The sequence below is a fragment of the Luteimonas soli genome, assembly GCF_042648865.1.
GTDB lineage: Bacteria > Pseudomonadota > Gammaproteobacteria > Xanthomonadales > Xanthomonadaceae > Luteimonas > Luteimonas soli.
Window position 1 is genome coordinate 233,045 of sequence record NZ_JBHRYA010000007.1, and the last position, 24,054, is coordinate 257,098.

The 24,054-nt window shown below is 68.9% G+C and carries 25 protein-coding genes; 7 read left to right on the forward strand and 18 right to left on the reverse strand.

The window, feature by feature from the left end:
* Nucleotide 1: 1 nt before the first annotated feature.
* Complete coding sequence (locus tag ACFONC_RS08470) at nt 2–685, reverse strand: helix-turn-helix transcriptional regulator (RefSeq protein WP_386743296.1); 684 nt, start codon at nt 683–685, stop codon at nt 2–4.
* A 40-nt stretch (nt 686–725) separates the two neighbouring features.
* Nucleotides 726–1,100, reverse strand: coding sequence for a VOC family protein (locus ACFONC_RS08475; protein WP_386743297.1), 375 nt, complete (start codon nt 1,098–1,100; stop codon nt 726–728).
* A gap of 133 nt (nt 1,101–1,233) precedes the next feature.
* Between ACFONC_RS08475 and ACFONC_RS08480 the strand changes: the two genes are divergently transcribed.
* Complete coding sequence (locus ACFONC_RS08480) at nt 1,234–2,280, forward strand: class 1 fructose-bisphosphatase (RefSeq protein ID WP_386744614.1); 1,047 nt, start codon at nt 1,234–1,236, stop codon at nt 2,278–2,280.
* Between the two features lie 96 nt (nt 2,281–2,376).
* On the opposite strand, the gene ACFONC_RS08485 is transcribed toward ACFONC_RS08480, so the two are convergent.
* Nucleotides 2,377–2,766 (reverse strand): YchJ family protein, encoded by a 390-nt coding sequence (locus ACFONC_RS08485; RefSeq protein WP_386743298.1) that lies wholly within the window; start codon nt 2,764–2,766, stop codon nt 2,377–2,379.
* A gap of 108 nt (nt 2,767–2,874) precedes the next feature.
* Here ACFONC_RS08485 and ACFONC_RS08490 point away from each other — a divergent pair, with 108 nt between their 5' ends.
* Entirely contained in the window at nt 2,875–3,609 is a 735-nt protein-coding gene (locus ACFONC_RS08490) for a UPF0149 family protein (protein ID WP_386743299.1), read from the forward strand.
* 152 nt (nt 3,610–3,761) lie between these two features.
* Here ACFONC_RS08490 and ACFONC_RS08495 read toward each other — a convergent pair whose 3' ends face one another.
* Entirely contained in the window at nt 3,762–4,202 is a 441-nt protein-coding gene (locus ACFONC_RS08495; protein WP_386743300.1) for a response regulator, read from the reverse strand.
* Complete coding sequence (locus tag ACFONC_RS08500) at nt 4,199–4,987, reverse strand: sensor histidine kinase (protein WP_386743301.1); 789 nt, start codon at nt 4,985–4,987, stop codon at nt 4,199–4,201. The genes ACFONC_RS08495 and ACFONC_RS08500 overlap by 4 nt, the downstream gene beginning before the upstream one ends.
* Before the next feature lie 91 nt (nt 4,988–5,078).
* On the opposite strand from ACFONC_RS08500, the gene ACFONC_RS08505 reads away from it, so the two are divergent.
* Nucleotides 5,079–6,875: an SLC13 family permease gene (locus ACFONC_RS08505; protein ID WP_386743302.1), complete on the forward strand. Its 1,797-nt coding sequence runs from the start codon at nt 5,079–5,081 to the stop codon at nt 6,873–6,875.
* A 336-nt stretch (nt 6,876–7,211) separates the two neighbouring features.
* On the opposite strand, the gene ACFONC_RS08510 is transcribed toward ACFONC_RS08505, so the two are convergent.
* On the reverse strand, nt 7,212–8,330 hold the full coding sequence (locus ACFONC_RS08510) for a PA0069 family radical SAM protein (protein ID WP_386743303.1): 1,119 nt from the start codon (nt 8,328–8,330) through the stop codon (nt 7,212–7,214).
* A gap of 76 nt (nt 8,331–8,406) precedes the next feature.
* Here ACFONC_RS08510 and cls point away from each other — a divergent pair, with 76 nt between their 5' ends.
* From cls to ACFONC_RS08525, 3 genes are all read left to right on the forward strand, one after another.
* The gene (gene cls, locus ACFONC_RS08515) at nt 8,407–9,852 is read left to right on the forward strand and encodes a cardiolipin synthase (protein ID WP_386743304.1); all 1,446 of its coding nucleotides are present in this window, start codon (nt 8,407–8,409) and stop codon (nt 9,850–9,852) included.
* Nucleotides 9,853–9,959: 107 nt separating this feature from the next.
* Entirely contained in the window at nt 9,960–10,223 is a 264-nt protein-coding gene (locus ACFONC_RS08520) for a hypothetical protein (protein ID WP_386743305.1), read from the forward strand.
* A 13-nt stretch (nt 10,224–10,236) separates the two neighbouring features.
* A complete protein-coding gene (locus ACFONC_RS08525) occupies nt 10,237–10,980 on the forward strand; it encodes a pyridoxine 5'-phosphate synthase (RefSeq protein WP_386743306.1) in 744 nt (247 codons plus the stop codon).
* Nucleotides 10,981–10,996: 16 nt separating this feature from the next.
* Here ACFONC_RS08525 and ACFONC_RS08530 read toward each other — a convergent pair whose 3' ends face one another.
* From ACFONC_RS08530 to dnaA, 12 genes are all read right to left on the reverse strand, one after another.
* Nucleotides 10,997–11,410 carry an ExbD/TolR family protein gene (locus ACFONC_RS08530; RefSeq protein WP_386743307.1) on the reverse strand — a complete coding sequence of 138 codons (414 nt, stop codon included), beginning with the start codon at nt 11,408–11,410 and terminating at the stop codon, nt 10,997–10,999.
* A 148-nt stretch (nt 11,411–11,558) separates the two neighbouring features.
* Entirely contained in the window at nt 11,559–11,972 is a 414-nt protein-coding gene (locus ACFONC_RS08535; protein ID WP_386743308.1) for an ExbD/TolR family protein, read from the reverse strand.
* Nucleotides 11,973–11,984: 12 nt separating this feature from the next.
* Nucleotides 11,985–12,413: an ExbD/TolR family protein gene (locus ACFONC_RS08540; RefSeq protein WP_386743309.1), complete on the reverse strand. Its 429-nt coding sequence runs from the start codon at nt 12,411–12,413 to the stop codon at nt 11,985–11,987.
* 27 nt (nt 12,414–12,440) lie between these two features.
* Nucleotides 12,441–13,211, reverse strand: a complete 771-nt coding sequence (locus ACFONC_RS08545; protein WP_386743310.1) for a MotA/TolQ/ExbB proton channel family protein — start codon at nt 13,209–13,211, stop codon at nt 12,441–12,443.
* A 93-nt stretch (nt 13,212–13,304) separates the two neighbouring features.
* Nucleotides 13,305–13,982 (reverse strand): energy transducer TonB, encoded by a 678-nt coding sequence (locus tag ACFONC_RS08550; protein ID WP_386743311.1) that lies wholly within the window; start codon nt 13,980–13,982, stop codon nt 13,305–13,307.
* Between the two features lie 142 nt (nt 13,983–14,124).
* A complete protein-coding gene (locus ACFONC_RS08555) occupies nt 14,125–15,345 on the reverse strand; it encodes a tetratricopeptide repeat protein (protein WP_386743312.1) in 1,221 nt (406 codons plus the stop codon).
* Nucleotides 15,346–15,451: 106 nt separating this feature from the next.
* Nucleotides 15,452–16,261, reverse strand: a complete 810-nt coding sequence (locus ACFONC_RS08560; RefSeq protein ID WP_386743313.1) for a M48 family metallopeptidase — start codon at nt 16,259–16,261, stop codon at nt 15,452–15,454.
* 118 nt (nt 16,262–16,379) lie between these two features.
* Nucleotides 16,380–17,195 carry a CPBP family intramembrane glutamic endopeptidase gene (locus ACFONC_RS08565; protein ID WP_386743314.1) on the reverse strand — a complete coding sequence of 272 codons (816 nt, stop codon included), beginning with the start codon at nt 17,193–17,195 and terminating at the stop codon, nt 16,380–16,382.
* Nucleotides 17,196–17,208: 13 nt separating this feature from the next.
* Complete coding sequence (gyrB, locus tag ACFONC_RS08570) at nt 17,209–19,659, reverse strand: DNA topoisomerase (ATP-hydrolyzing) subunit B (protein ID WP_386743315.1); 2,451 nt, start codon at nt 19,657–19,659, stop codon at nt 17,209–17,211.
* 118 nt (nt 19,660–19,777) lie between these two features.
* Complete coding sequence (recF, locus tag ACFONC_RS08575; RefSeq protein WP_386743316.1) at nt 19,778–20,866, reverse strand: DNA replication/repair protein RecF; 1,089 nt, start codon at nt 20,864–20,866, stop codon at nt 19,778–19,780.
* Between the two features lie 74 nt (nt 20,867–20,940).
* Entirely contained in the window at nt 20,941–22,041 is a 1,101-nt protein-coding gene (dnaN, locus tag ACFONC_RS08580) for a DNA polymerase III subunit beta (protein ID WP_386743317.1), read from the reverse strand.
* A gap of 279 nt (nt 22,042–22,320) precedes the next feature.
* Nucleotides 22,321–23,643, reverse strand: coding sequence for a chromosomal replication initiator protein DnaA (dnaA, locus tag ACFONC_RS08585; protein WP_386743318.1), 1,323 nt, complete (start codon nt 23,641–23,643; stop codon nt 22,321–22,323).
* A 248-nt stretch (nt 23,644–23,891) separates the two neighbouring features.
* Here dnaA and rpmH point away from each other — a divergent pair, with 248 nt between their 5' ends.
* Nucleotides 23,892–24,032 carry a 50S ribosomal protein L34 gene (gene rpmH / locus ACFONC_RS08590; RefSeq protein WP_013536759.1) on the forward strand — a complete coding sequence of 47 codons (141 nt, stop codon included), beginning with the start codon at nt 23,892–23,894 and terminating at the stop codon, nt 24,030–24,032.
* Nucleotides 24,033–24,054 lie beyond the last annotated feature (22 nt).

A 24,054-nucleotide genomic window follows, 5' to 3' on the forward strand; every position in this document is an offset into this window, starting at 1 on the left:
CTCAGCAGGTATCGACCTGGCGCAGGTACGCATCAAGCCCGCGCGCCGGGTCGTCGTCGAAGCTGCGTCCGGTTTCCCGGATCTGCGCGATGCGGTCGGGGCGGAAGTTGCGGAAGTCGCCGCGCAGCCGGCACCAGGCGCCCAGCGTCCAGACGCCGCCCCAGAAAGCCAGGCACAGCGGCTCGACCTCGCGCGCGGTGACGCGGTCGTCGCCGTCGCGGTAGTCGAGCAGCAGCAGCTCGCGCGCCTCGATCGCGGCGTGCAGGCGGTCGACCGGGCCGCGCGTTTCGTGCCGGCCCGGGATCACCGGCGCGAAGATGCGGGTGCGGCGGCTGCGTTCGCGCAGGTCCGGCGGCAGCACCGCCTCGATCTTCAGCAGCGCCGCGCGCGCAGCCACGCCCAGGCGCTCGCCGCCGAAGGCACGCACGAAGCGCGTGCCGACCACCAGGGCCTCGAGTTCGGCGGCGTTGAACATCAGCGGCGGGATGTCCGCGCCCTTGCGCAGCATGTAGCCCACGCCCGCCTCGCCCTCGATCGGCACGCCGGAGACCTGCAGGTCGGCGACGTCGCGGTAGATCGTGCGCAGCGACACGCCGAGGGTCTCGGCGAGGCTGCGCGCGGGCAGCGCGGAGCGGCGGCCGCGCAGGGCATGGATGATCAGGAACAGTCGGTCGGCGCGGCGCATGCGGGCGCATGATCCCCCATTCCGCGCCCGCGCGGCAGCGTCACTGCTGCGACCACAGCCCGACCCGGTTGCCCTCGCAGTCGCGGAACTGCGCGAAAACGCCGAGGCCGTCGTGCAGCTCGGTGCGCGGCACCAGCACTTCGCCGCCCTGCCCCGGCATGCGGTCCAGCACCGCGGACACCGATTCGACCGAAAGGTAGACCGTGGTGCCGGTCATCGACGGCGCCATCTTCGGGTGCGCCACCAGCGCACCCGACGAATTGGGCTTGCCGGCGTAGGGGAACACGGCCATTTCGTCGTCGGCGAAGCGCTCGCGGGTGAGCGACGTGCCGAGGAGACCTTCGTAGAAGGCTTGGGCGCGGTCGAGGTCGGCCACGGGGATCTCGAACCAGGCGGGGATGTTGGGGTTGAGCATCGGGGACTCCGTCGTCGTGCGGCATTGCACCGGCACAGCCTGCGCCGGGCCTGCTGCCAGCGTGGCGTCAGCACGGCGCATGCGACAATCGCGGCCCCGACCCAGAGGATTGCATGCCGTGTCGCACGATGCCTTGCCCGCGCTTTCGTCCCAGCAGCGTTCCCTTACGCGCTTCCTGATCGAGGCCCAGCGCGAGGGCCAGATCAATGCCGAACTGCGCCTGCTCATCGAGGTGGTGGCGCGCGCCTGCAAGCGGATTTCCGTCGCGGTCGGCAAGGGCGCGCTGGGCGGCGTGCTCGGCGATGCGGTGGCGGCCGGCGGCGACGGCGGCGCCAGCATCAACGTCCAGGGCGAGGCGCAGAAGAAGCTGGACGTGCTCAGCAACGACATCCTGCTCGAAGCCAACGCCTGGGGCGGGCACCTTGCAGGCCTCGCTTCCGAGGAAATGGACCACAGCCAGCCGATCCCCGACGCCTATCCGCGCGGCAACTACCTGCTGCTGTTCGACCCGCTCGACGGAAGCAGCAACATCGACGTCAACGTCAGCGTCGGCACGATCTTCTCGGTGCTGCGCAGCCCGGAGGGCGTGGCCGAGGTCGGCGACGAACACTTCCTGCAGGCCGGCCGCGAGCAGGTCGCCGCCGGCTACTGCATCTACGGGCCGAGCACGATGCTCATCCTCACGCTTGGCCACGGCACGCACGCGTTCACGCTCGACCGCGAGCAGGGCTCGTTCGTGCTGACCAAGCGCGACATGCGCATTCCCGAGGAAACGAAGGAGTTCGCGATCAACATGTCCAACCAGCGCCACTGGGAAGCGCCGATGCAGGCCTACGTGCGCGACCTGCTGGCGGGCAAGGAAGGCCCGCGCGGCAAGGATTTCAACATGCGCTGGATCGCGTCGATGGTGGCCGACGTGCATCGCCTGCTCACCCGCGGCGGCATCTTCATCTACCCGTGGGACCGCAAGGATCCGTCCAAGGCCGGCAAGCTACGGCTGATGTACGAGGCCAACCCGATGGCGATGCTGGTCGAACAGGCCGGCGGCGCGGCCACCAACGGCCGCACGCGGATCCTCGACGTGCCGCCAACGCAGCTGCACCAGCGGGTGCCGGTGTTCCTGGGATCGAAGCGCGAGGTGGAGGAAGCCACCCGCTACCACGTCGATCACGACGCGTAGGCCGGGGCTACTTCCCCGAGGGATTTTGGCGGGTCACGTCACCCGCGGAGAGGGCGGGCAACGAACGGCAAGGGCGTCGGGGGCGCAACCCCCGGCCTACGGGAAGGTGCCGTCCAGGTAGTACCAGCGGCCGCCTTCGCGCACGAAGCGGCTGGCCTCGTGCAGACGCACCGCCGAGCCGCCACCGATGCGGTAGCGGGCGACGAATTCGACCACCGCCGCGTCCGGTGCGCCCTCCTCGTGTCGCTTCACCGACAACCCGAGCCAGCGCACGTTTTCGTCGAGCTCGAGCGTGGGCGGGCGGGTGGACGGATGCCAGCTGGCGAGCAGGTAGTCGCGCGCGCCGCGCACGTAGGCGCTGTAGCGCGAACGCATCAGGGCTTCGGCCGTCGTCGCCGTGGCGGTGCCCGCGAGCAGCGGACCGCAGCAGGCGTCGCCAGCGCGGCCGGAGCCGCAGGGACAGGGCATGGAAGTCATGGCGTGCATTGTCGGCGGCGGCGCGGCGCCATGCATCCCCGGCTGCATCGTCCGGCCACTGGGTCCTCCGGCCCACGGGGGCTGCACGAACGAACGCCGCGCGATTACGATGCGTCCATGGCCACGCATCCGATCCTGCAGGACGACCAGGTCGAGCAGCTCGCCGACCTGCTCGAGCAACGCGCCGTGCCGTTCGGTGGGCTCGGGCTGGAGGCATTGGACGGCTTCTTCTCGGCGCTGGCGGTCGGGCCGGACGGCATCGACGAGGTGCAGTGGCAGGCGGTGGTCTGGGGCGGGCCGGCGCCGCGCTGGAACGATGACGACGAGGCGCGCGAGGTCGCGGAACTGCTGGCTGGCGCGCGCGAACTGGCGCTGCGCCGCGCCTGCCACGAAGACGAGGCCTTGCCGGACCGGCTGATGCCGCTGCTGTGGCTGCCCGAGGATCCCGATGCGCCGCATCCGGACACGCTCGACGCCGGCCGCGACTGGGCCGAGGGCTTCCTGCGCGCGGTCGAACTGCGCGAGGGTGCGTGGGACGCGTGGCTGGACGAGGACGAATGGATCGCCGCGATCCTGGGCCTGCTCGACCAGCTCGCCAGCGGCGAGGTGCTCGGCGAGAACCCCGCCGACCCGGCCGCGCCGCTGACCTGGCGCCAGCGCGTGGACATCATCGCCGCGCTGCCGGGCATGCTGGCTGACTTGCAGCACCATCGCATCGCCATGCTTACCTCGCGCGTGCCGCTGCAGCGCGCGGACACGCCGGGGCGCAACGAACCGTGTTCGTGCGGCAGCGGGCGGAAGTACAAGAAATGTTGCGGGGGTTCTGCGGCTCCGGGTGCTTCCATGCCGTAGGAACGGCGGGAGCCGCGATCTCGTGCAAGCCAAGGTCAAGGGCAAATCCCCCATACCCGCTTTTTCAAAGGGGGCAAAAGCAACCGCTTCTCCCTAGCCCCCAGTCCCCAGTCCCCAGTCCCCAGCTCCCAGCTCCCAGCTCCCAGCCCAGACTAGCCCCCCTCGCGCGGGTGGTTGAGCACCAGCCAGTACATGCCGACCTGCTTGACCGCCCACACGAACTGTTCGAAATCCACCGGCTTGCGGATGTAGCTGTTCACGCCCAGCGCGTAGCTGGCCTCGACGTCGAACGGTTCGGTGCTTGTGGTCAGCACCACCACTGGCAGGCCGCGGGTCTTTTCGTTGGCGCGGATCGCCTGCAGCACCTCGCGCCCGTCGACCTTGGGCAGGTTGAGGTCGAGCAGCACGATCGAGGGCAGGTCGTCGGGGTCGCGATGCGCGTACTGGCCGCGCGCGAACAGGTAGTCGAGCGCCTCGGCGCCGTCGCCGACCACCTCCAGGCGGTTGGCCACGTTGGCCTCGGCGAAGGCGATGCGCGTCAGTTCGACATCGTCCGGATTGTCCTCGACCAGCAGGATGTCTTTCTGGCTCATGCCTGGTTCCCGGGATCCGGCACGGCCGGCAGTTCGACGAAGAATGTGCTGCCGGCGCCGGGCTCGGACTGCGCCCAGACGCGGCCGCCGTGTCGCTCGGTGACGCAGCGCACGATGGCAAGGCCCAGGCCGTTGCCGCCGCCCTGCTCCGGCCCGTGCAGGCGCTGGAACGGTTCGAACAGTTTGTCGGCATAGCGCATGTCGAATCCGCTGCCGTGGTCGCGCACGTGCATCACGATGCGGTCGTCGCGGCGCTCGCCTCCGATTTCCACCTGCACGCGCTCGCGGCCGCGCGAGAACTTCCATGCGTTGTGCAGCAACCGGGTGACCAGCAGCCGCAGCTGGCGCTCGTCGCCCCAGGCCTGCAACCCGGGCTGGACTTCGATCCGCGCTTCGCGGCCGGCGTCGGCATCGGCAAGCTCGGCGTGGGCCCAGTCGACCAGGAGGCCGATGTCGACGGGCGCTTGCTGGAGCTCGGCGCGCATCGCGCGCGAGAGTTCGAGCAGTGCGTCGATCAGCTCGGCCATGCGCGCGCTGGCGCTGCGGATGCGCGCGATGTAGTCGCGCGAGGTCTCGTCGAGGCCGCCGTCCAGGTGCGCGGCGAGCAGCGCGGAGAAGCTGTCGATCGCGCGCAGCGGCGCGCGCAGGTCGTGCGAGACGCCGTGCGCGAACGAGGCCTGCAGGCCTTGCATGGCGGCCAGTTCTGCGCGGGCCTCGGCCAGCTGCTGCGCCACCGCGGCCGTCTCGTCGCCCGTGGATTGGCTGGAAGTTCCTGCGCTCGACATGACCCGGCCCTGCGTGCTGTGAGGAAGGTATCAAGGCCGCGTCACGGCGGGGTGTAGACAATGTGAACGCTTTCGCAGGCAGAATGCGCCGATGGCCCTGGACCAGATCCTCTTCCTGTTGATCCTCGCCGGCGGACTGTACCTGTTCGTCAGCGAGCGCGTGCGCATCGACGTCAGCGCGATGCTGATCCTGCTCGCGCTGGTGGTGACCGGCGTGCTCGACAGCGACCAGGCGCTGTCGGGCTTCGCCAGCGAGCCGGCCATCATCGTCGCCGCCGTGTTCGTGATCTCCGGCGGCCTGGCCGCGACCGGAATCACCGAGCACATCGGCCAGTGGATCGGCCGCGCCGCGGGCAAGAGCGAGGCGCGCGCGATCGCGGTGACGATGCCGGCGGTGGCGGCGATGGCATCGTTCACCCACCACGTCATGGTCACCGCGATGATGCTGCCGATCCTGACCCGCTTCGCCAAGGCGAACGGGCTGTCGGCCTCGCGGCTGCTGATGCCGATGTCCTTCGCCGCCTCGCTGGGCACCACCCTGACCCTGGTCAGCGCGCCGGCCTTCCTGCTCGCCGACAACCTGCTCGAGCGCTCGGGAAGCGGCGGCCTGGACATCTTCTCGATCACCCCGATCGGCATCGCGCTGGTGGTGTTCGGACTGGCCTACATGCTGCTCGCGCGCTGGATGCTGCCCAAGCGCAGCGGCAAGGACGGCGGCGACGAGTACCTGCGCCTGGATCGCTACCGCACCGAGCTGCTGGTGGTGAAGGATTCGCGCTGGAACACCCGCCCGCTCGGTGACCTGCAGAAGGCGCTGGGCGACAGGTTCCGCCTGGTCGCCTGGCTGCGCGACGACAAGCGGCGCAGCGACCTGGGCAAGGACAATCCCCTGCTCAGCGGCGACGTGCTGGTGGTGGAAGCCTCGGCCGAAGCACTGGCGTCGTTCCACGACGACCCGGGCATCGTGCTCGCGCCGGTGGCGCGCTTCGGCGGCAGGGGCGACGACAAGGAATCGCAGCTGGTGCAGGCGGTGATCGGCCCCGGCTCGGAGTTCATCGGCCGCAGCATCCGCGAACTCGAGTACTCGCGCCAAGTGGATGCGGTGATCGCCGGACTGTGGCGCCGCGACGGCGAGATCGCCCCGCGCCTGTCGGATGCGCGCCTGCGCGAAGGCGACCTGCTGGTGCTGTGGGGCAAGCCGGGCGACTTCGCCGACCTGGCCGCGCACCACGGCTTCCTGATGCTGGTGCCGTTCGCCGGCGAGGCCAAGCGCCGGGTGCGCGCGCCGCTGGCGCTGGCGATCCTGGGCGCGACCATCGCCGCGGTGGTCACCGGCTGGCTGTCGGCGCCGATGGCGTTCCTGGCCGGCGCGGTGGCGATGGTGGCGCTGCGCTGCGTGGAGATCGGCCAGGCCTACCGCAGCATCGACGTGCGCGTGTACGTGATGATCGCCGGCGTCATCCCGCTGGGCATCGCGATGGAGCAGAGCGGCACGGCCAAGCTGCTGGCCGACGGCCTGCTGCCGCTGGTGCACGACTGGCCGGCGCTGCCGATCCTGCTGGTGATGTTCACCGCCGCCGCGCTGCTGACCCAGATCCTCTCGGACTCGGCGACCACGGTGCTGCTCGGCCCGATCGCGGTGGCGCTGGCCGACTCGCTGGGCATGCCGGCCGTCCCGTTCGTGGTCTGCACCGCGCTGGGCGCGGTGGTGGCCTTCCTGACCCCGATCGGCCATCACGGCAACCTGCTGATCCTGGGGCCGGGGCAATACCGCTTCGCCGACTTCCTGCGCATCGGCGCGCCACTGACGATCCTGCTGGCGTTCGTGTGCGCGTGGATGACGCGGTGGTTGTGGCTGGGGGGGCCGCTGCTGCCGTTCGGGGGCTGACGCAACACGCTGTTGCTGTTGAACTTGCTGTTGCGCTTCCCCATGCCTGAAAGATCTTGAAAACAAGATCAAAGGCTTTCGCCTTCGGCGACTTCATTTCTTTTGATGAGCGTCACTGCGCGCGCAGGAGCGCGCGCGAACAGCGAAGCTGGCCCCGAAGGGGCGAGCGCCATGGATGGCGCGAGTAAAAGAAACAGAAGCAAAGAAAAACGCTTTGCGCCCAGAGCTGACCGGGCTATTCATTGATGCAGGGATTTTTCTACGGGTCTTCTGCCATTCGGCAGGGCGGTGAAATCTTTAGCAGCAAAGGGCAACAACAACAGCGGCTGACGCCGATCAGAACAACTCGCCCTGCGGCGACGGCTTGCGCGGCGCGGTGAACTGCGTGGTGTCCAGCGCCGGCATGCGGCCGAAACCCAGGCGCCTGTGCGCTTTGGCAAAGCGGGCAGCAATCAGGTCGGCGAACGGCCCTTCGCCGCGCATGCGCTTGCCGAACCGTGCGTCGTAGTCCTTGCCGCCGCGCATCTGCCGGATCAGGCTCATCACGTGCGCGGCGCGCTCGGGATAGTGCAGCTGCAGCCATTCGCGCCAGATGTCCTTGAGTTCATACGGCAGGCGCAGCAGCACGTGGCCGGCCGACTGCGCGCCGGCTTCGCGCGCGGCTTCGAGGATGGCTTCCAGGTCGCGGTCGGTGATCATCGGGATCACCGGGGCGACCAGCACGCCGACCGGCACGCCCGCTTCGGCCAGCGCGCGGATGGTCTTGATCCGCGTGTGCGGTGCCGCCGCGCGCGGTTCCATCTTCGCCGACAGCCGGTTGTCGAGCGTGGTGACCGACAGGTACACGCTGGCCAGGCCGCGTTCTGCCATCGGCGCGAGCAGGTCCAGGTCGCGCAGCACCAGCGCGCCCTTGGTGACGATGCTGACCGGGTGGTGGCATTCGGCCAGCACCTCCAGCAGCTCGCGCGTGATGCGATGGCGGCGCTCGATGGGCTGGTAGGCGTCGGTGTTGATGCCCAGCGCGATCGCGCTGCAGCGGTAGCCGGGTTTCGCCAGCTCGATCCGCAGCTGTTCGGCGGCGTTGGTCTTGGCGTACAGCCGGGTCTCGAAGTCCAGCCCCGGCGACAGGTCGAGATAGGCGTGCGAGGGGCGCGCGAAGCAGTACACGCAGCCGTGCTCGCAGCCGCGATAGGGATTGACCGACTGGCTGAAGCCGACGTCCGGCGACTGGTTGCGGCTGACGATGCTGCGCGCGCGCTCCTCGGTCACGCGGGTGTCCGGGCGCGGCGGCGGGGCCTGTTCGCCGGCGGCATCGGTCGGGTCCCAGGCCGAGCCCCAGCCGTCGTCCTCGCTGCGCGCGACCCGCTTTTCGAAGCGGCCGCCCACGTACGAGGCCGCGCCGCGCCCCTTGGGCGCGCCGTGCATCGCCAGCGCCGCTTTGCCATCGTCACGCATCGACTTAGGCTAACGTGAGTGGATCGCAGCGGCCGCGACATCGGTCCATCCCCGGCACGACGAGGAACCGGCATTCATGTTCGACACGCTGCAAGACGCCTGGCGCGCGTTCACGGGCATCCCCTACATCCACCTGTACGTCTCCGCGGTCTGGATCGCCTACATGATCGGGCTCGGTGGCTGGATCGTGCTGCAGAAGCGCGAGCCGGTGGCCACGCTGAGCTGGCTGCTGGGGCTGGCGGCGCTGCCGGTCGTGGGCCTGCTGGTCTACCAGGTGTTCGGGCCGCAGAAGATCAAGCGCCATCGCCTGCGCCGCAGCCGCAGCCGGATGCCGCGCGAAGCCGCCGGCCTGCCCGGCGACCACGACGAGGCGGCCGAGCTGGCCCGGCTGGGCGCCGCGTCGACCGGACTGCCGCCGTCGACGGCGCAGTCGGTGCAGCTGCTGGTCGACGGCGCGGCCAAATACGCATCGCTGCTCGAGGCGATCGCCAGCGCGCGCGAGCACATCCACGTCGAGTACTACATCTGCCAGCCCGACAGCACCGGCAACGCGCTGCTCGAGGCACTGGTCGAACGCGCGCGGGCCGGGGTCAAGGTGCGGCTGCTGCTCGACGCGGTGGGCTCGGCGAAGGCGACCAAGCGCTTCTTCGCGCCGCTGCTGGCGGCCGGCGGCGAGTTCGCCTGGTTCCATCCGGCGCGCTTCGGCCGGATCTGGACCCGGACCTGGATCAACATGCGCACCCACCGCAAGATCGTGGTGATCGACGGCCGCATCGGCTTCACCGGCGGCATCAACATCACCGACGACGAGAACGACCGGCTGCGCGACGATGCCTACCGCGACCTGCACCTGCGCATCGAGGGCGACGCGGTGCGGCTGTTGCAGGTGGTGTTCGTCGAGGACTGGATGTACGCCACCCGGAGCCGCGCGCTGCTGGGCGAGCTGTCGCGCGACCTGCCCGAACGCCGACCCGGGCCGGTACTCGCGCAGGCGCTGCCGTCGGGGCCGGACTCGTCCTGGGAGTCGATCCACCGCCTGCACGTGTCCGCGATCCACGTCGCGCGCGAGCGCGTGTGGCTGATGACGCCCTACTTCGTGCCCACCGAAGCCGCCCTGATGTCGCTGACCTCGGCCGCGCTCGGCGGGCTCGACGTGCGCGTGATGGTGCCGGCGCGCAGCGACAGCCTGCTGGTGACGCTGGCCGCGCGCTCGTACTTCGACGACCTGCTCGCCGCGGGGGTGAAGGTCTACGAATACGGGCCGCGCCTGCTGCATACCAAGGCGCTGCTGGTCGACGACGACTTCGCCCTGATCGGCTCGGCCAACTTCGACAACCGCAGCTTCCGCCTCAACTTCGAGCTGTCGATGCTGTTCCACGACGCGGCGATCGCGGCCGAGCTGGCGGCGCTGTTCGAGCACGACCTGGGCCAGGCACCGCGCGTGCGCGACGACCGCGACCGGTCGCTGCTGCGGGCACGGCTGCCCGAGGCGCTGGCGCGGCTATGCGCACCGCTGCTGTGATCCCGGCCACGAACCGACGGATGCGCGCACCAGGGCGCCCGGCGGCGCGGCGACGGGGCCGGCGCGGCGGTTAGACTGTCGCCCTCCCCCGGCCGAGGATCCGGTGCATGGTCTGGCTCTACCTGCTGTTGGCGCTGGCCGCGTTCGCGGTGGCGCTCAAGACGACGTCGATCGCGCTGGCGGTGGTCTGCCTGCTGGCGGCGCTGGGTTTCCTGGTGGCCTGCGTGCTGGGGCTGCTGGCGCGCCGCATCGGCAGCCAGAGCCGCGACGAGAGCCTGATCCTGGATCCGGCCGAGCTGCACCGCCTGCGCGAACAGGCCCAGGCCCGGCGGGCTGCCGCGGCCGACGGCGGCGAACCGCCCGCCGCCTGATCCGCTCCCGCGCGTGACCGTCCTCAGCGTCAACCTCAACAAGATCGCGGTGCTGCGCAACTCGCGCGGCGGCGGCGACCCCGACTTGCTGCGCGCCGCGCGCACCTGCCTGGACGCCGGCGCGCACGGTATCACCGTGCATCCGCGCCCGGACGCGCGGCACACCCGCGAGGACGATGTATACGCGCTGGCGGAAGTCACGCGCGAGTACGGGGTGGAGTTCAACCTCGAAGGCAATCCCTTCGCGCCGCCGCGCCCGGGCTATCCCGGCTTCCTCGCCCTGTGCGAACGCGCGCGCCCGGCTCAGGCGACGCTGGTGCCGGACGGCGATGCGCAGCTGACCTCCGACCATGGTTTCGACTTCGCCCGCGACGCCGATGCACTGGCGCCGCTGGTCGCGCAGCTGCGGGCGCTGGGCTGCCGGGTCAGCCTGTTCGCCGATACCGGTGCCGACGTGGCACGGGCCGCGGCGATCGGCGCGGCTCGGGTGGAGCTGTACACCGGGCCGTACGCGGAAGCCTTTGCCGGCGGCACCGCCGGTACCGCCCTGCCCGCCTACGCCGACACCGCGCGCGCCGCGGCGGCGGCCGGCCTCGGCGTCAATGCCGGGCACGACCTGAGCCAGGCCAACCTGGGCGCCTTCCTCGACGCGGTGCCCAACGTGCTGGAAGTTTCGATCGGCCACGCGCTGATCGGCGAAGCCTTGTACGAGGGCCTCGACGCCACGGTGCGCCGCTACCTGGCGCTGCTGGCCTGAGCGGCCGTGCAGCAGCTCAGGGCTGCCGCACGAATCCGATGTCCTTCACGCCGGCGCCATCGGCCGCGGCCAGCACCCTGACGAGGGTTTCGTAATCGCTGTCGCCGGCGGCGTCGATCTGCAGCATCGGACGCTCGCCGGGCGCGCGTCCAGCCACGTCCGCCAGCAGCGGCCCCAGTGCTGAAAGGGAAGTCGCGCTTCCGTTCCAGCTCAGTCCGCCGGCCGCATCGATGCGCAGCACGATCGGCTCGGGCGGCGGCAGGCGCTCCGCGTCCGGCGGCGCGGACTGCGGCAGCGTGAGCGGAATCGGCCGCGACAATACCGGCGCGGTCATCATGAAGATCACCAGCAGCACCAGCAGCACGTCCACGAGCGGCGTGATGTTGATCTGCGCCTGTTCCTGCCGAATCGACTGGTCCGCGAACGCCATGTCGCACCTCCCCTTCCGGCTACGGTGGACATCACGTTGCTCCCGGTCGCGTGAAGGCGGAATCCACAAAAAAAACGCCGCCCCGGAGGGCGGCGTTCAAAGGTAAGCCCGGGCGGCGCGCTGCAGGTGCGCTGCCCCGGTGGAACGGTTACTTCTTGACGAAACCGATCTTCTGCATCTGCGCGTTCTTGGCCTCGGCCAGCACCTTGGCGAGGATGCCGTACTCGGCCTGCTCGTTGACGTCGATCTCCAGTGTCGGCTGGTTGTTGACGTCACGCTGGACCTCGGTCTCCATCATGGCGCGCAGCGCCGACAGCGGCGTCGGGCTGTCGTTCCAGAAGATCGTGCCCGACTGGTCGATACGCAGGCGGATCGGCTCGGGTGGTTCCAGCGGATTGACCGGCGGGTTGAGCGACCGCTGCGGCAGGTCGATGTTGATCGGGTACGACGGGATCGGTGCCGTCATCATGAAAATGACCAGCAGCACGAGCATCACGTCCGCGAGCGGAATGATGTTCATGTCGGACATCGCACCGCCGTCGGAATTTGAAGAAAAGGCCATGGCGCAGTGTCCTCAGCGGTTCGTTTCTTTGGTGGCGACGAAGCCGACCTGGCGCATTCCCTTGGCCTGGGCGAGATTGACCACCTCGTTGATCGTGCGGTAACGGGTGGTCTTGTCGCCGCGGATGTTGATCGCCGGCTGCGGGGTCTTCTGGGCCTCGACCGCCAGCTGGCTTTCGAGCACGTCGCGGGTGACCGCCTGGTCGTTCCAGTAGACGTCTCCTTCCTCGGTCACCGCCAGGGTAATTGGCTGCACCTTGTTCTTGATCTCGTCTGTCTGGTCGAGGTTGGCCTCTGGAAGCTCGACCTCGATCTTGTGCGACATCAGCGGTGCCGTGACCATGAAGATGATCAGCAGCACCAGCAGCACGTCGACAAGCGGAACGACGTTGATGTCAGCCTTCGGCGCGCCGCTGCCGCCATCGTTGGTGCTGAAAGCCATGTCAGGACTCCGTCAGGCGATTGCGGGTTAGCGCTTGACCGAAGCTTCGCCGACGCGGGAACCGGTCGCGAAGAAGTCGTGCAGGTCGTGCGCGAAGGTGTCGAACTTGTTGTTCGTGATCCGGTTCAGGCGCACGAAGAAGTTGTAGCCGAGCACCGCCGGGATGGCGACGAACAGGCCGAACGCCGTCATGATCAGCGCCTCGCCGACGGGACCTGCCACGGCGTCGATCGATGCCTGGCCGCCGGCGCCGAGCCGGATCAGCGCACCGTAGATGCCCCAGACGGTACCGAGCAGGCCGACGAAGGGCGCGGTGGCGCCGATCGATGCCAGCACGGTCAGGCCGCTTTCGAGCTTCATCGACTCGCGGGTCACGCCCTGGCGCAGCGCACGGTCGACGAACTCGGAGCGGTTGAGCGACTCGACCAGGCGCGAGCCTTCGCTCTGCTGGTGGTGCGCCGCGGCCTGGGCTGCGTCGAGCGCGATCTTGGAGAACGGCTCGCTGCGCGGCTGTTCTTCCATGTAACGGATCGCGTCCTGGGCGTTGGTCGTTTCCCAGAAGGTGGAGACGACCGAGTCACCGCGGCGACGCAGGTTCATGTTCTTGAGCAGGTTGACGACGATCCAGTAGATCGACATCACCGACATCAGGATCAGGGTGAGCGCCACCACCCACTGGACGATGTGCTGTCCCGGGTTGGTGACCATTTCGTTGATCAGATGGTCGACACCCATCTGGGAGAGTGCAGCGGCGGCGTCGCCTCCGGGGGCGGGCGCGGTGGTGGTTTCCTGCAGCATGACGCTTACCTTTGGATGTGGTGGTTTGGAGTTTTTGGATCGGTGTGACGGGTATAGCAGATGGAACCGGTTGTCGGAATGCGGACCGGGTGGTCAGCCGCCGAGCGTGAAGTCCACGGGGACGCGAACCCGGCCTGCGGCCTTCTGCCCGTTCACGATCGACGGGTTGAAGCGCCACTTCTTGGCCGCCGCGATCGCGGCGCGGTCCAGGTCGCGGTTGCGGCTGGATTTTTCAACCGACACATCGACCACGTTGCCGTTGGCGTCGACGTCGATGATCAAGATCACCGTGCCCTCGATGCCGGCGCGGACGGCCGCCGGCGGATACCTGGGCGGGTTCATGTTCTTCGACGAAACGTCGACGCTGGCGCCGATGTTCGGCTGCGGCGCGGGCGGCGCAGGCGGGGCCGGCGGCGGGGCCGGGGTGTCCATCGGCGAGGGCTCGTCGAACACCACCGGCGGCTCCTCCGGCGGCGGCGGCAGCGGCGTGGGCTGCGGCGGCACCAGCTCCTTGATTTCCTTGGGCTTGGGCGGCTCCGGCGGCGGCGGCGGCGGCGGCGGCGGCGGTGGCGGCGGCTCGATGATGACCACGCGGGTCACGTCTTCGTCGTCGTCGGCCCCGCCCGGGGGGGCCACCGGCGCCAGCAACAGCAGCAACGCCGCGACGTGAACCGCGATCGCCAGGGTGATGCCGGTGATGCGCGGCCAATTGAGGCCATCGTCACCTTCGCGGTCGTTGTGCTTGTGGTGGATCGGCTGCTGTTCCGTCATGCGTAGCGGGCTCGAAATAGGGCCGGACGCCGCGGCGCCCCGGATGTCATTGGTCCGCGGCCGTTTCGGCCGCGGGAACTTCCAAGCTTATACCAATCGATGCGGTCGATACCAACAACTTCCGCAGCAATCGGCTGTGTCGTCAACCCTTCTGGGCAAGAATCTTCCTGGCTTCCTCGGGCTTTTTCACGCCCTTGTCCAAGGCCTTCTGCGCCGCCTGCTTGGCTTCGCCCAGCTGGCCCTCGCCCCACAGGATACGTGCCAAGTTGAGGTAGGCCTCGCCATCCGGCGCCATCTCGGCGGCCTTGCGGTAGTTCTCGATCGCCGGGCCCGGCTGGTCGGTGAAATAGTAGGCCTGCCCCAGCGCCAGGTAGGTCTGGTAGTCCGGCTTGAGCACGCCCTTTTCCATGCCTTCCTTGATCACCGCGATGCCTTCCTTCTCGCGGCCCTCGGAGTTGAGGTAGAGGGCAAAGAGGTTGCGGTAGTCGCGATCCTCGGTGAGCTGGCCGCTGGCGCGCATCTTTTCCAGCAGCGCGATCGCCTTGTCGTTCTGGTCGGCCTGCATGTAGATCGAGGCCAGGTTCATCTGCAGCTTCTTGTCGTCCGGGTTCTTGGCCAGCGCGGCTTCGGCAATGCTGGCCGCTTCACCGGCCTTGCCGCTGTCGAAATACGAGGCCATCAGCAGCTGCTGCCATTCGGGCTTGGCGTCGGCGCCAGCGGTGTCGATGGCCTGTTTGAGCGCCGTGATCGCCTCCGGGTAGCGTTCGAGCCGGTACAGCGCATTGCCCCTGATCGCCTGCACGTCCGGGTTGGTGGTCTTGGTCTCGGCGACCAGCTTGTCGAGGGTCGCCAGGCCCGCGGCATCGTCGTCGGACTGCATCTGCAGCTGGCCGAGCATCAGCATCGAGTCGTAGTGCTCGTTGTTGTTCAGGCCGTTGAACTCGAGCGCCTTGCCCAGGTAGGCCATGGCCTTGGCGTCGTCCTCGCCGATCAGGCTGGCGGCGGCCAGGCGCGCGGAGATCGAGCGCTCGTAGGCGTTGGCCTTTTCGTTGGCGATCATCTCGTCGGCCAGCGGCACGACCTTGGCCGAATCGCCCTCTTCGTACGCATCGAAGATCTTCTTGAGGTCCTTGCTCAGCTTGGCCGAGGCCTTGGCTTCGGGTTCCTCGCGGGTGGCGTCGGGATACTTGGCCTCGGCCTTGGCCTGCGCCTTTTCTTCCTTGGCCTTCCTTTCAGCCCTGGGGCCCTTGCGGTTGAACGCTTCGGACGCGGACTGGGCGAAGGTCTCCGTCGCGGCGCCGGTGAGGAACAGCGCAAGCACGGCAGCGCTCAGGGCGTGACGAACGGGAAAGGACTTCGACATGGGGTCACCTTGCGGTCGTTGCTGGGATGGCGGCGCGCAGCGCGGCCGGGTTGGGAAAACTAGCAGAAACATCTTTCACGCGCGCTATCCCGGCTTAACAAAAGCTTCAGCCGCAGCGTGGCTTGCGACCGCTCGCGCGGGCCTGTTCGTAGGTGGGAAGCAGGCCGCTGGCGCGCGATTGCAGTTCACCGATGCGGGCCTGCGGGTCGGGGTGGGTCGACAGCCACTGCGGCGGACGGCTGCCGCCGGCGGCGATCATGTTCTGCCACAGGTTCACCGCCGCGCGCGGATCGAAGCCGGCCTTGGCCATGAGCCGCTGGCCGACCACGTCTGCTTCGCTTTCCTGGTCGCGCGAATTCGGCAGCAGGAAGAAGCCCTGCGCCGCCATGCCGCCGAGTTGGGTGGTGGTGTTCGCGGCGCCTTGGCCGTAGCGCGAGCCGACCAGCTCGCCGGCCACGCCCAGCGCGCCCTGGGCCATCAGCTGCCGGGTGATGCGTTCGTCGTGGTGGTGGGCGACGACGTGGCCGATCTCGTGGCCGATCACCGCGGCCAGCTGGTCCTGGTTCTTCGCCACCTTGAAGATGCCGGTGTACACACCGACCTTGCCGCCGGGCAGCGCGAAGGCATTGGGTTCGTCGTTGACGAACACCGCGGTCTCCCAGGACGTGCCCTGCCCGCTGTCGGCGGGAAGTTCGCGGATCAGCGCGGTGACCACGCAGCGCACGTACGCCAGCTGCCTGGTGTCCTTGGTCTGCGGGGTCTTGGCCTTGGTCTCGACGAAGGCCTGCGCGCCCATCTGGTTGAGCTGCGCCTGGGAAACCGCGCCCACGTACTGGGTCCGGCCAGTCGGCGAGGTGGTGGTCGCGCAGCCGGCGGCGGCGGCCGCGACGACGAGGCCAAGCAGGAGCTTTTTCATGGCGCGGTTTCCCTGTAATCGAGGCTTCGGTTGTACGGCAGCACGGATCAACGCCCTGTTAATGCGCGCCCTGTTAATGCGCGCCCTGTCAATGCGCGACCCGTCAATGCGCGACCCGTCAATGCAGGCCCGCCAGCAGCAGCGTGCAGGCGATCAGGTTGTTGACCGCGTGCGCGCCGATCGCCGCCCACAGCGTCCCGGTGCGGCGATAGACCCATGCGAACAAGGCCCCCATCATCGCGTAGCACGTCCACAGCAGCGCGCCGGCCAGCAGCCCGTTGCCGCCGGTGCCCGGCAGTTCGTGCATGCAGGCGAACGCCGCGCTGCTGAGCGCGATGCCCAGCAGCGGCCTGCCCGCGGCCCACAGGCGCCCGAACAGCACGCGCCGGAACAGCAGTTCCTCGTAGGCCGGCGCCAGCAGCGCCACGAGCAGCAGCAGCAGCGCCGGGCTCTGCGCGCCCACCGCCTCGATCAGCGGCTGGTTGGTCGGCACTTGCTCGACGCCGGCCTGCTGGCCGAGCGTGGTCGCCAGCGCGGTGAACGCGAACGCCCCGACGCCCGCCAGCAGCGCCCAGCCCCAGGTCGACGGCCTGCGCGCTGCCGCGTGCGAAGCGGAGCGCTCGATGGCTCTGGCCGGGCGGCGCCAGAAATACAGCACCAGCGCGGCGGACGCGGTCGCCGCGACGCTGATCAGGACCAGGGCCATGCCCTGCGGCTGTCCAATCTGCGCGGCGACCTGCTGCGGATCGGTCGCCTCCCCGCCCGCCAGCCCCAGCTGCACGCCCTGTACCAGCGCCCAGCCAATCACGCCGACGATGGACAGCCCGAACACCAGTCCCACTGCCAGCAGCAGGTCGACCGCGGACGCGGCCAGCGCACGCCGCCAGGGCTGCGCGGGCAGCGGCGGGATGGCGAGTTCGGCGCGGGCCTCCATGCAGCGGCTGCCCTCAGACGTCGAGGTTGGAGACCTTCAGCGCGTTGTCTTCGATGAACTCGCGGCGCGGTTCGACGACATCGCCCATCAGGGTCGAGAAGATCTGGTCGGCGGCGACCGCGTCTTCGATCCGCACCTGCAGCAGGCGGCGCGTGTCGGGATTGACCGTGGTGTCCCACAGCTGCTCGGGGTTCATCTCGCCCAGGCCCTTGAAGCGCTGGATCTGGCGGCCTCGCTTGGCTTCCTCCAGCAGCCACGCCTGTGCTTCCGCGAAGCTGGCGATGGGCTGCGCGCGATTGCCGCGCACGATCTGCGCGCCATCGCGGACCAGGCCGTGCAGCAACGCGGCGGTGTCGCGCAGCGGGCGCAGGTCGCCGCTTTCGAAGGCAGAGAACGGCAGCACCTGGACCAGTTCCTCACCCATGTGCCGACGCGTGACCAGCAGTGCGCCGGGCTGGGTATCGCTGGCCGCCTGCAGTTCCAGCGAGTAGCGCGGCTTGCCCAGCCCGCTGCGGTTGAGGCGCTTTTCCAGCGCGTCCAGCTCATGGCGCTCGTCGGTGTTGCGCGCGAAGTGCGCGGCGTCGAGCGGGGTGAAGTCGATCAGCGATTCGAGCACCAGCGGGTCGAAGCGGTGCGCGTTGCGGGCGATGGTGTCGCGCGCGCCGGCGTAGGCCAGCAGCAGCTTCTCCAGCGCCTCGCCCTCGATCGGCGGCTCGCCGTCGGCGGGAACCAGCGACGCGCCCTCGACCGCGTTGCCGGCGAGGTACGCGTTGAGCGCCGCGTCGTCCTTCAGGTACAGCTCGGTCTTGCCCTGCTTGATCTTGTACAGCGGCGGGAGGCCGATGTAGACGTAGCCGCGCTCGATCAGTTCGGGCATCTGCCGGTAGAAGAAGGTCAGCAGCAGCGTGCGGATGTGGCTGCCGTCGACGTCGGCGTCGGTCATGATGATGATGCGGTGGTAGCGCAGCTTGTCCGGGTTGTACTCGTCCTTGCCGATGCCCGTGCCCAGCGCGGTGATCAGGGTGCCGACTTCCGCGGACGAGAGCATGCGGTCGAAGCGCGCGCGCTCGACGTTGAGGATCTTGCCCCTCAAGGGCAGCACCGCCTGGTTCTTGCGGTTGCGGCCCTGCTTGGCCGAGCCGCCGGCCGAGTCGCCCTCGACGATGAACAGTTCGGACAGCGCCGGGTCCTTCTCCTGGCAGTCGGCGAGCTTGCCGGGCAAGCCCGCGATGTCGAGCGCACCCTTGCGACGGGTCAGGTCGCGGGCCTTGCGCGCGGCCTCGCGGGCGCGGGCGGCGTCGACGATCTTGCCGGCGATGGCCTTGGCCTCGTTGGGGTGTTCCTGCAGGAACTCCTCCAAACGTGCACCGAACGTGTGCTCAACTACTGGTCTCACTTCAGATGAGACGAGCTTTTCCTTGGTCTGCGAGGAGAAGCTGGGATCCGGCACCTTGACGCTGAGCACGGCGATCATGCCCTCGCGCATGTCGTCGCCGGACAGGTTGACCTTGGCCTGCTTGGCGATCCCGTTCTGCTCGATGTAGTTGGTCAGGGTGCGGGTGAGCGCGGCGCGGAAGCCGATCAGGTGGGTGCCGCCGTCCTTCTGCGGGATGTTGTTGGTGAAGCAGAACATCGTCTCCTGGTAGGAGTCGGTCCACTGGATCGCGACGTCGACGGTGATGCCGGCCTCCTCGCCGCTGACCGAGATCACGTTGGGGTGCAGCGGCGTCTTGAGCTGCGCCAGGTGCTCGACGAACGAGGCGATGCCGCCTTCGTACTGGAACACGTCGCGGCGCCCTTCCCCGCGCTCGTCGACCAGGGTGATCTTGACGCCCGAATTGAGGAACGACAGCTCGCGCAGGCGCCGGGCGAGGACGTCGTAGTGGAATTCGACGTCGGTGAAGGTGTCGCTGGCCGGCCAGAAGCGCACCAGGGTGCCGCGCTTGTCGGAAGCCTCCTGCCGCTCCAGCGGCGCCACCGGCTCGCCCATGGCGTATTCCTGATGGTGGTGGAAGCCGTTGCGCCAGATGTCGAGGGTGAGTTTCTCGCTCAGCGCGTTGACCACCGAGACGCCGACGCCGTGCAGGCCGCCGGAGACCTTGTAGCTGTTGTCGTCGAACTTACCGCCGGCATGCAGCTGGGTCATGATGACCTGCGCCGCCGAGACGCCCTCTTCCTTGTGGATGTCGACCGGGATGCCGCGGCCGTTGTCGGACACCGACACCGAACCGTCCTCGTGGATGGTCACGGTGACGTTGTCGGCGTGCCCGGCCAGGGCTTCGTCGATGGAGTTGTCGACCACCTCGAACACCATGTGGTGCAGGCCGGTGCCGTCGTGGACGTCGCCGATGTACATGCCCGGGCGCTTGCGCACGGCCTCCAGGCCACGCAGCACGGTGATCCGGCTGGAATCGTAGACGTTGCTCTGGCCGCCCTGCTCGGCGTCCTGGTTGGATTCGGTCATTCGGCTCAAGGCTCCCACGGCGACGGGAGGGCCGGCACCGAGACACATTAGCTATGGATGCGGCAATTATAGCAATTTCCGGGCCGAATCACCGTTCGACGCCCGCCGGACGCGGGTTTCAGGCCGGATCCACCCGACCCTGTTCCACGTGGAACACGACGTGTTCGCGGCCGCGCAGGGCGGCTTCGGCGGGCAGTTCGGTTCCAGTGACGAATACCTGCGCGTGCCCGGCTGCCAGCCGCGCCAGCACGCGCTGCTGGTGCGCGCGGTCCAGTTCGGACGCCAGGTCGTCGAGCAGCACCACCGGCCATTCGCCGCGCCGGTCCACGTAGTGCTCGGCCTGGGCCAGCACGCAGGTCAGGGCGGTGAGCTTGGCCTGGCCCCGCGACAGGGTCTCGCCGTTGGGCAGCGCGCCGTGGCGGACGCGCCAGTCGGCCCGGTGCGGGCCGACCGAGGTGAAGCCCGACTGCAGGTCGCGGTCGCGGGCCAGGAGCAGGGCATCGGCCAGCGGCAGCTCGTCGCGGCGCCAACCGGGCTGGAATTCGACGTCAGCCGTTCCCAGCGCAGGCGCCAGTTCGGCGGAAATGGCACCCAGCGACTCCTGCAATTGCACCAGGTAGGCCTCGCGCAGGCGCGTCATCGGTTCGCCAACCTCGGCCAGCTCGTGGTCCCAGGCATCGAGCTGCCCGTCGCGGACGCGCTGCTTGAGCAGGCTGTTGCGCTGCTTGAGGGCGCGGGCGTAGCGGCGCCACAGCGGCAGGAAGTCCGGTTCCACGTGGAACAACCCCCAGTCGACGTAGCGCCGACGCGGCTCGCCGCCACCGCTGACCAGGGCGTGGCTGCCGGGTTCGAAGCTGACCACCGCCAGTGCGGCGCACAGGTCGCCCAGGCTGGCGACCGCCTGTCCGTCCAGGCGTCCTTCCCAGGCCTGTCCGCCGTGGCGCAGGCCGGCCTTGCGGCGTCGGCCGCCGCCGGCTTCCTCGTCCCACTCGGCGTAGACCTCCAGCGCCGGCGCATCGCTGGCCACCAGGCCGTCGCGCACGCGGCCGCGGAAGCTGCGCCCGTAGGCAAGCAGGTGGATGGCCTCCAGCACGCTGGTCTTGCCCGCGCCGTTGTCGCCGACGAGCAGGTTCAGGCCGGGACCGGGGGAGACGGCCACCTCGGCCAGGCGGCGCAGGCGACGGATCTCAAGCCGTGACAGGCGCATGCGGGTTCAACCGGCGCACAACAAAACGCCCGGAGCGGGCCGGGCGTTGTTGTTCCACGTGAAACCAACCCGGATCACAGCCGCAGCGGCATCACGACGTGGCGGCAGCGCTCGTTGGAAGCCTCGCGCACCAACGCCGAGGAATTGGCGTCGCGCAGGGCAATCACCACGTTTTCGTCGCGCAGGGCGCTGAGCGCGTCGAGCAGGTAGTTGACGTTGAAGCCCACCGCCAGGTCATCGACCTTGGTGTCGGCCTCGACTTCTTCCTGCGCTTCTTCCTGCTCAGGGTTGTGGGCGTTGATCTTCAGCTGCCCGGGCGAGACTTCCAGGCGCACGCCGCGATACTTCTCGTTGGACAGGATCGCCGCGCGCTGCAGCGCCGCGCGCAGCACTTCGCGGTCGATCCGGACCTCGCGATCGGCGCCGATCGGGATCACCGCCTCGTAGTCGGGGAAGCGGCCGTCGATCAGCTTGCTGGTGAAGGTGACATCGTCACGCTTGACCCGGATGTGGTTGCGGCCCATCTCCAGCTCCAGGGTGCGGTCGCCGCCCTCGAGCAGGCGCTGCAGCTCGGTCACGCCCTTGCGCGGGACGATGATCTGGCGCTTGGTCTGGCCTTCGGCCTCCAGCGCGGTTTCGCACAATGCCAGGCGATGGCCGTCGGTGGCCACGCAGCGCAGGCGACGGTCGCCCAGGTCGAACAGCAGGCCGTTGAGGTAGTAGCGCACGTCCTGCTGGGCCATGGCGAACGCGGTGCGCTCGATCAGCTCCTTGAGCGCGGACTCGGGCACGCTGACGCGCTCGGTAGCCTCGACCTCGTCCACCGACGGGAAGTCGTTGGCCGACAGGCTGGCCAGGGTGAAGCGGCTGCGGCCGGCCTGCACGGTGACCTTGTCGCCGGTCTGCGAGACCGCGACCTTGCTGCCGTCGGGCAGGGCACGGACGATGTCGAACAGCTTGCGCGCCGGGATCGTGGTCTCGCCGTCCTGGGCATCGTCGACGGCGCTGCGCGCGATCATCTCGACTTCGAGGTCGGTGCCCGTCAACGACAGTTGCCCGTCCTTGACCTGCACCAGCAGGTTGGCCAGCACGGGCAGGGTCTGGCGCCGTTCGACGACGTTGACCACCTGGCCCAGCGGCTTCAGGAATACTTCGCGCTGCAGACTGAAACGCATGCCGGTTTGTTCCCCTATGCCCTTGCTTCAAGAATGGGATAAATACAAAAGCTGGTGGTGCTGGTGTCGCGCGAATCTGGTTGTAACACATCCAAGCTGTTGAATTTATTGAACTTTATCGCCTTCACACCGCGTTGATAACTGCTCGCCCGCTCCGGGACAGCCTGTGGACAACTTTCCAGTCCCGGAATCGTCCCCGGGTTGTCCACAACCTGTCCACGTCCTGCCCACCGCGCCGTCGATCATTCCATGTCCGTGTCCGCATCGCGGCCGCCGCGGTCATTCGCTGAGCTTGCGGATCAGCTTTTCCCAGTCCTCGTGCAGCTTGCCGTCGGTGTCGAGCAGGCCGCGGACCTGGCGGCATGCGTGCAGCACCGTGGTGTGGTCGCGCCCGGCGAAGGCGTCGCCGATCTCGGGCAGGCTGTGCTCGGTCAGCTCCTTCGCCAGGGCCATCGCCACCTGGCGGGGGCGGGCCAGCGAACGGGTCCGGCGCTTGGACAGCAAATCCTTGATCTGCAACCCGTAGTAGTCTGCCACGGTCTTCTGGATATTGGCGATGCTGATCGCCTGCTGCTGCGCCCGCAGCAGGTCGCGCAGGGTCTCCTGGGCGAACTCGGCGGTGATCGCGCGGCCGGTGAAGTTGGCGCGCGCCGCCAGCGTGTTGAGCGCGCCTTCCAGGTCGCGCACGTTGGAGCGCATCTTCTTGGCGATCAGGAACGCCACGTCCTCGGGGATCTGCGCGCCGCGCTCGCGCGCCTTGGACAGCACGATCTGGGCGCGGGTCTCGAAGTCGGGCGGGTCGATCGGCACCGACAACCCGGACGCCAGGCGTGATTTCAGCCGCGGTTCCAGGCCTTCGACTTCGCGCGGGAAGCGGTCGCAGGTCATGATGATCTGCTGCTTGCCGTCGAACAGCGCGTTGAAGGTGTGGAAGAACTCCTCCTGGGTGCGGTCCTTGCCGGCGAAGAACTGGATGTCGTCGATCAGCAGCGCATCGACCTGCTGGAACTGGCGCTTGAAGCCGTCCATCGCCTTGTCCTGCAGCGCCTTCATCATCGCGCTGAAGAACTGTTCGCTGCGCACGTACAGCACCCGCATGCCGGGGTTGTGGCGGCGCATCTGGTTGCCGGCGGCGAACATCAGGTGGGTCTTGCCCAGGCCGGTGCCGCCGTAGAGCAGCAGCGGGTTGTGGGCGCGGTCGCCCGGGTTCTGCGCGGCGTGCGAGGCAGCCGCGCGGCCAAGCTGGTTGCTGCGACCCTCGACGAAGTTGTCGAAGGTGTAATGGCTGTCGAGGTTGCCGGCGAAGGCCACCGCTTCGTTCGCGCCGCGCGCCGGCGAGGCGGGCAGGGGGCGTTCGGCCGCCGCGCGCGGCATCGAGCCGACTTCGAGGGTCACGTCCGGGGTCCCGGCGAAATGGCCGAGCAGCTCGCGGATGCGTTCGAGGTAGCGGCTGCGGACCTCGTCGCGGACGAAGGCGTTGGGCGCGTACAGCACGGTGGCGTCGTCGCGCCAGGTGGCCTGCAGCGGCTTGAGCCAGGCGTGCACGTCCTCGGCCGGGAACTCGGCTTCAAGGCGTTCTAGGCAGCGGGGCCAGGCATCCATACGTTCGGTTCTGCACAATGACGGCGCCGCGTCGCGCATCCGGATCCGGGCGCGCAACGGTCGCGGAAACAAGGGGACAGGCAGACTACCACCACCCCCCGGCGGGTGCATCGCCGCGGTTCGCCGATCCGCGCCAGGCGCGCGTCCGCCGGACGGCCGGGCTTCGGCGCCTGCGCCTGCTTGACCGGCCAAATCGGCACGCAGTAAACTCTCCGGTTCTTTCCGACGCGTATCGTCCCGAGTCCGCCATGGCCACCAAGCGCACCTACCAACCCAGCAACCTCAAGCGCAAGCGCGACCACGGGTTCCGTGCCCGCATGAAGACCGCCGACGGCCGCAAGATCCTCGCCCGTCGCCGCGCCAAGGGCCGCAAGCGCCTGACGGCCTGAGGCCGTTTCGCCCCGGCCGGCC

Bases quoted from the DNA above. Each gene is read 5' to 3' on its own strand.
- ACFONC_RS08470 (WP_386743296.1), bottom strand. From the start codon at position 685: ATGCGCCGCGCCGACCGACTGTTCCTGATCATCCATGCCCTGCGCGGC.
- ACFONC_RS08475 (WP_386743297.1), bottom strand. From the start codon at position 1,100: ATGCTCAACCCCAACATCCCCGCCTGGTTCGAGATCCCCGTGGCCGAC.
- ACFONC_RS08485 (WP_386743298.1), bottom strand. From the start codon at position 2,766: ATGCACGCCATGACTTCCATGCCCTGTCCCTGCGGCTCCGGCCGCGCT.
- ACFONC_RS08490 (WP_386743299.1), top strand. From the start codon at position 2,875: ATGGCCACGCATCCGATCCTGCAGGACGACCAGGTCGAGCAGCTCGCC.
- ACFONC_RS08495 (WP_386743300.1), bottom strand. From the start codon at position 4,202: ATGAGCCAGAAAGACATCCTGCTGGTCGAGGACAATCCGGACGATGTC.
- ACFONC_RS08500 (WP_386743301.1), bottom strand. From the start codon at position 4,987: ATGTCGAGCGCAGGAACTTCCAGCCAATCCACGGGCGACGAGACGGCC.
- ACFONC_RS08505 (WP_386743302.1), top strand. From the start codon at position 5,079: ATGGCCCTGGACCAGATCCTCTTCCTGTTGATCCTCGCCGGCGGACTG.
- ACFONC_RS08510 (WP_386743303.1), bottom strand. From the start codon at position 8,330: ATGCGTGACGATGGCAAAGCGGCGCTGGCGATGCACGGCGCGCCCAAG.
- cls (WP_386743304.1), top strand. From the start codon at position 8,407: ATGTTCGACACGCTGCAAGACGCCTGGCGCGCGTTCACGGGCATCCCC.
- ACFONC_RS08520 (WP_386743305.1), top strand. From the start codon at position 9,960: ATGGTCTGGCTCTACCTGCTGTTGGCGCTGGCCGCGTTCGCGGTGGCG.
- ACFONC_RS08530 (WP_386743307.1), bottom strand. From the start codon at position 11,410: ATGGCGTTCGCGGACCAGTCGATTCGGCAGGAACAGGCGCAGATCAAC.
- ACFONC_RS08535 (WP_386743308.1), bottom strand. From the start codon at position 11,972: ATGGCCTTTTCTTCAAATTCCGACGGCGGTGCGATGTCCGACATGAAC.
- ACFONC_RS08540 (WP_386743309.1), bottom strand. From the start codon at position 12,413: ATGGCTTTCAGCACCAACGATGGCGGCAGCGGCGCGCCGAAGGCTGAC.
- ACFONC_RS08545 (WP_386743310.1), bottom strand. From the start codon at position 13,211: ATGCTGCAGGAAACCACCACCGCGCCCGCCCCCGGAGGCGACGCCGCC.
- ACFONC_RS08550 (WP_386743311.1), bottom strand. From the start codon at position 13,982: ATGACGGAACAGCAGCCGATCCACCACAAGCACAACGACCGCGAAGGT.
- ACFONC_RS08555 (WP_386743312.1), bottom strand. From the start codon at position 15,345: ATGTCGAAGTCCTTTCCCGTTCGTCACGCCCTGAGCGCTGCCGTGCTT.
- ACFONC_RS08560 (WP_386743313.1), bottom strand. From the start codon at position 16,261: ATGAAAAAGCTCCTGCTTGGCCTCGTCGTCGCGGCCGCCGCCGCCGGC.
- ACFONC_RS08565 (WP_386743314.1), bottom strand. From the start codon at position 17,195: ATGGAGGCCCGCGCCGAACTCGCCATCCCGCCGCTGCCCGCGCAGCCC.
- gyrB (WP_386743315.1), bottom strand. From the start codon at position 19,659: ATGACCGAATCCAACCAGGACGCCGAGCAGGGCGGCCAGAGCAACGTC.
- recF (WP_386743316.1), bottom strand. From the start codon at position 20,866: ATGCGCCTGTCACGGCTTGAGATCCGTCGCCTGCGCCGCCTGGCCGAG.
- dnaN (WP_386743317.1), bottom strand. From the start codon at position 22,041: ATGCGTTTCAGTCTGCAGCGCGAAGTATTCCTGAAGCCGCTGGGCCAG.
- dnaA (WP_386743318.1), bottom strand. From the start codon at position 23,643: ATGGATGCCTGGCCCCGCTGCCTAGAACGCCTTGAAGCCGAGTTCCCG.
- rpmH (WP_013536759.1), top strand. From the start codon at position 23,892: ATGGCCACCAAGCGCACCTACCAACCCAGCAACCTCAAGCGCAAGCGC.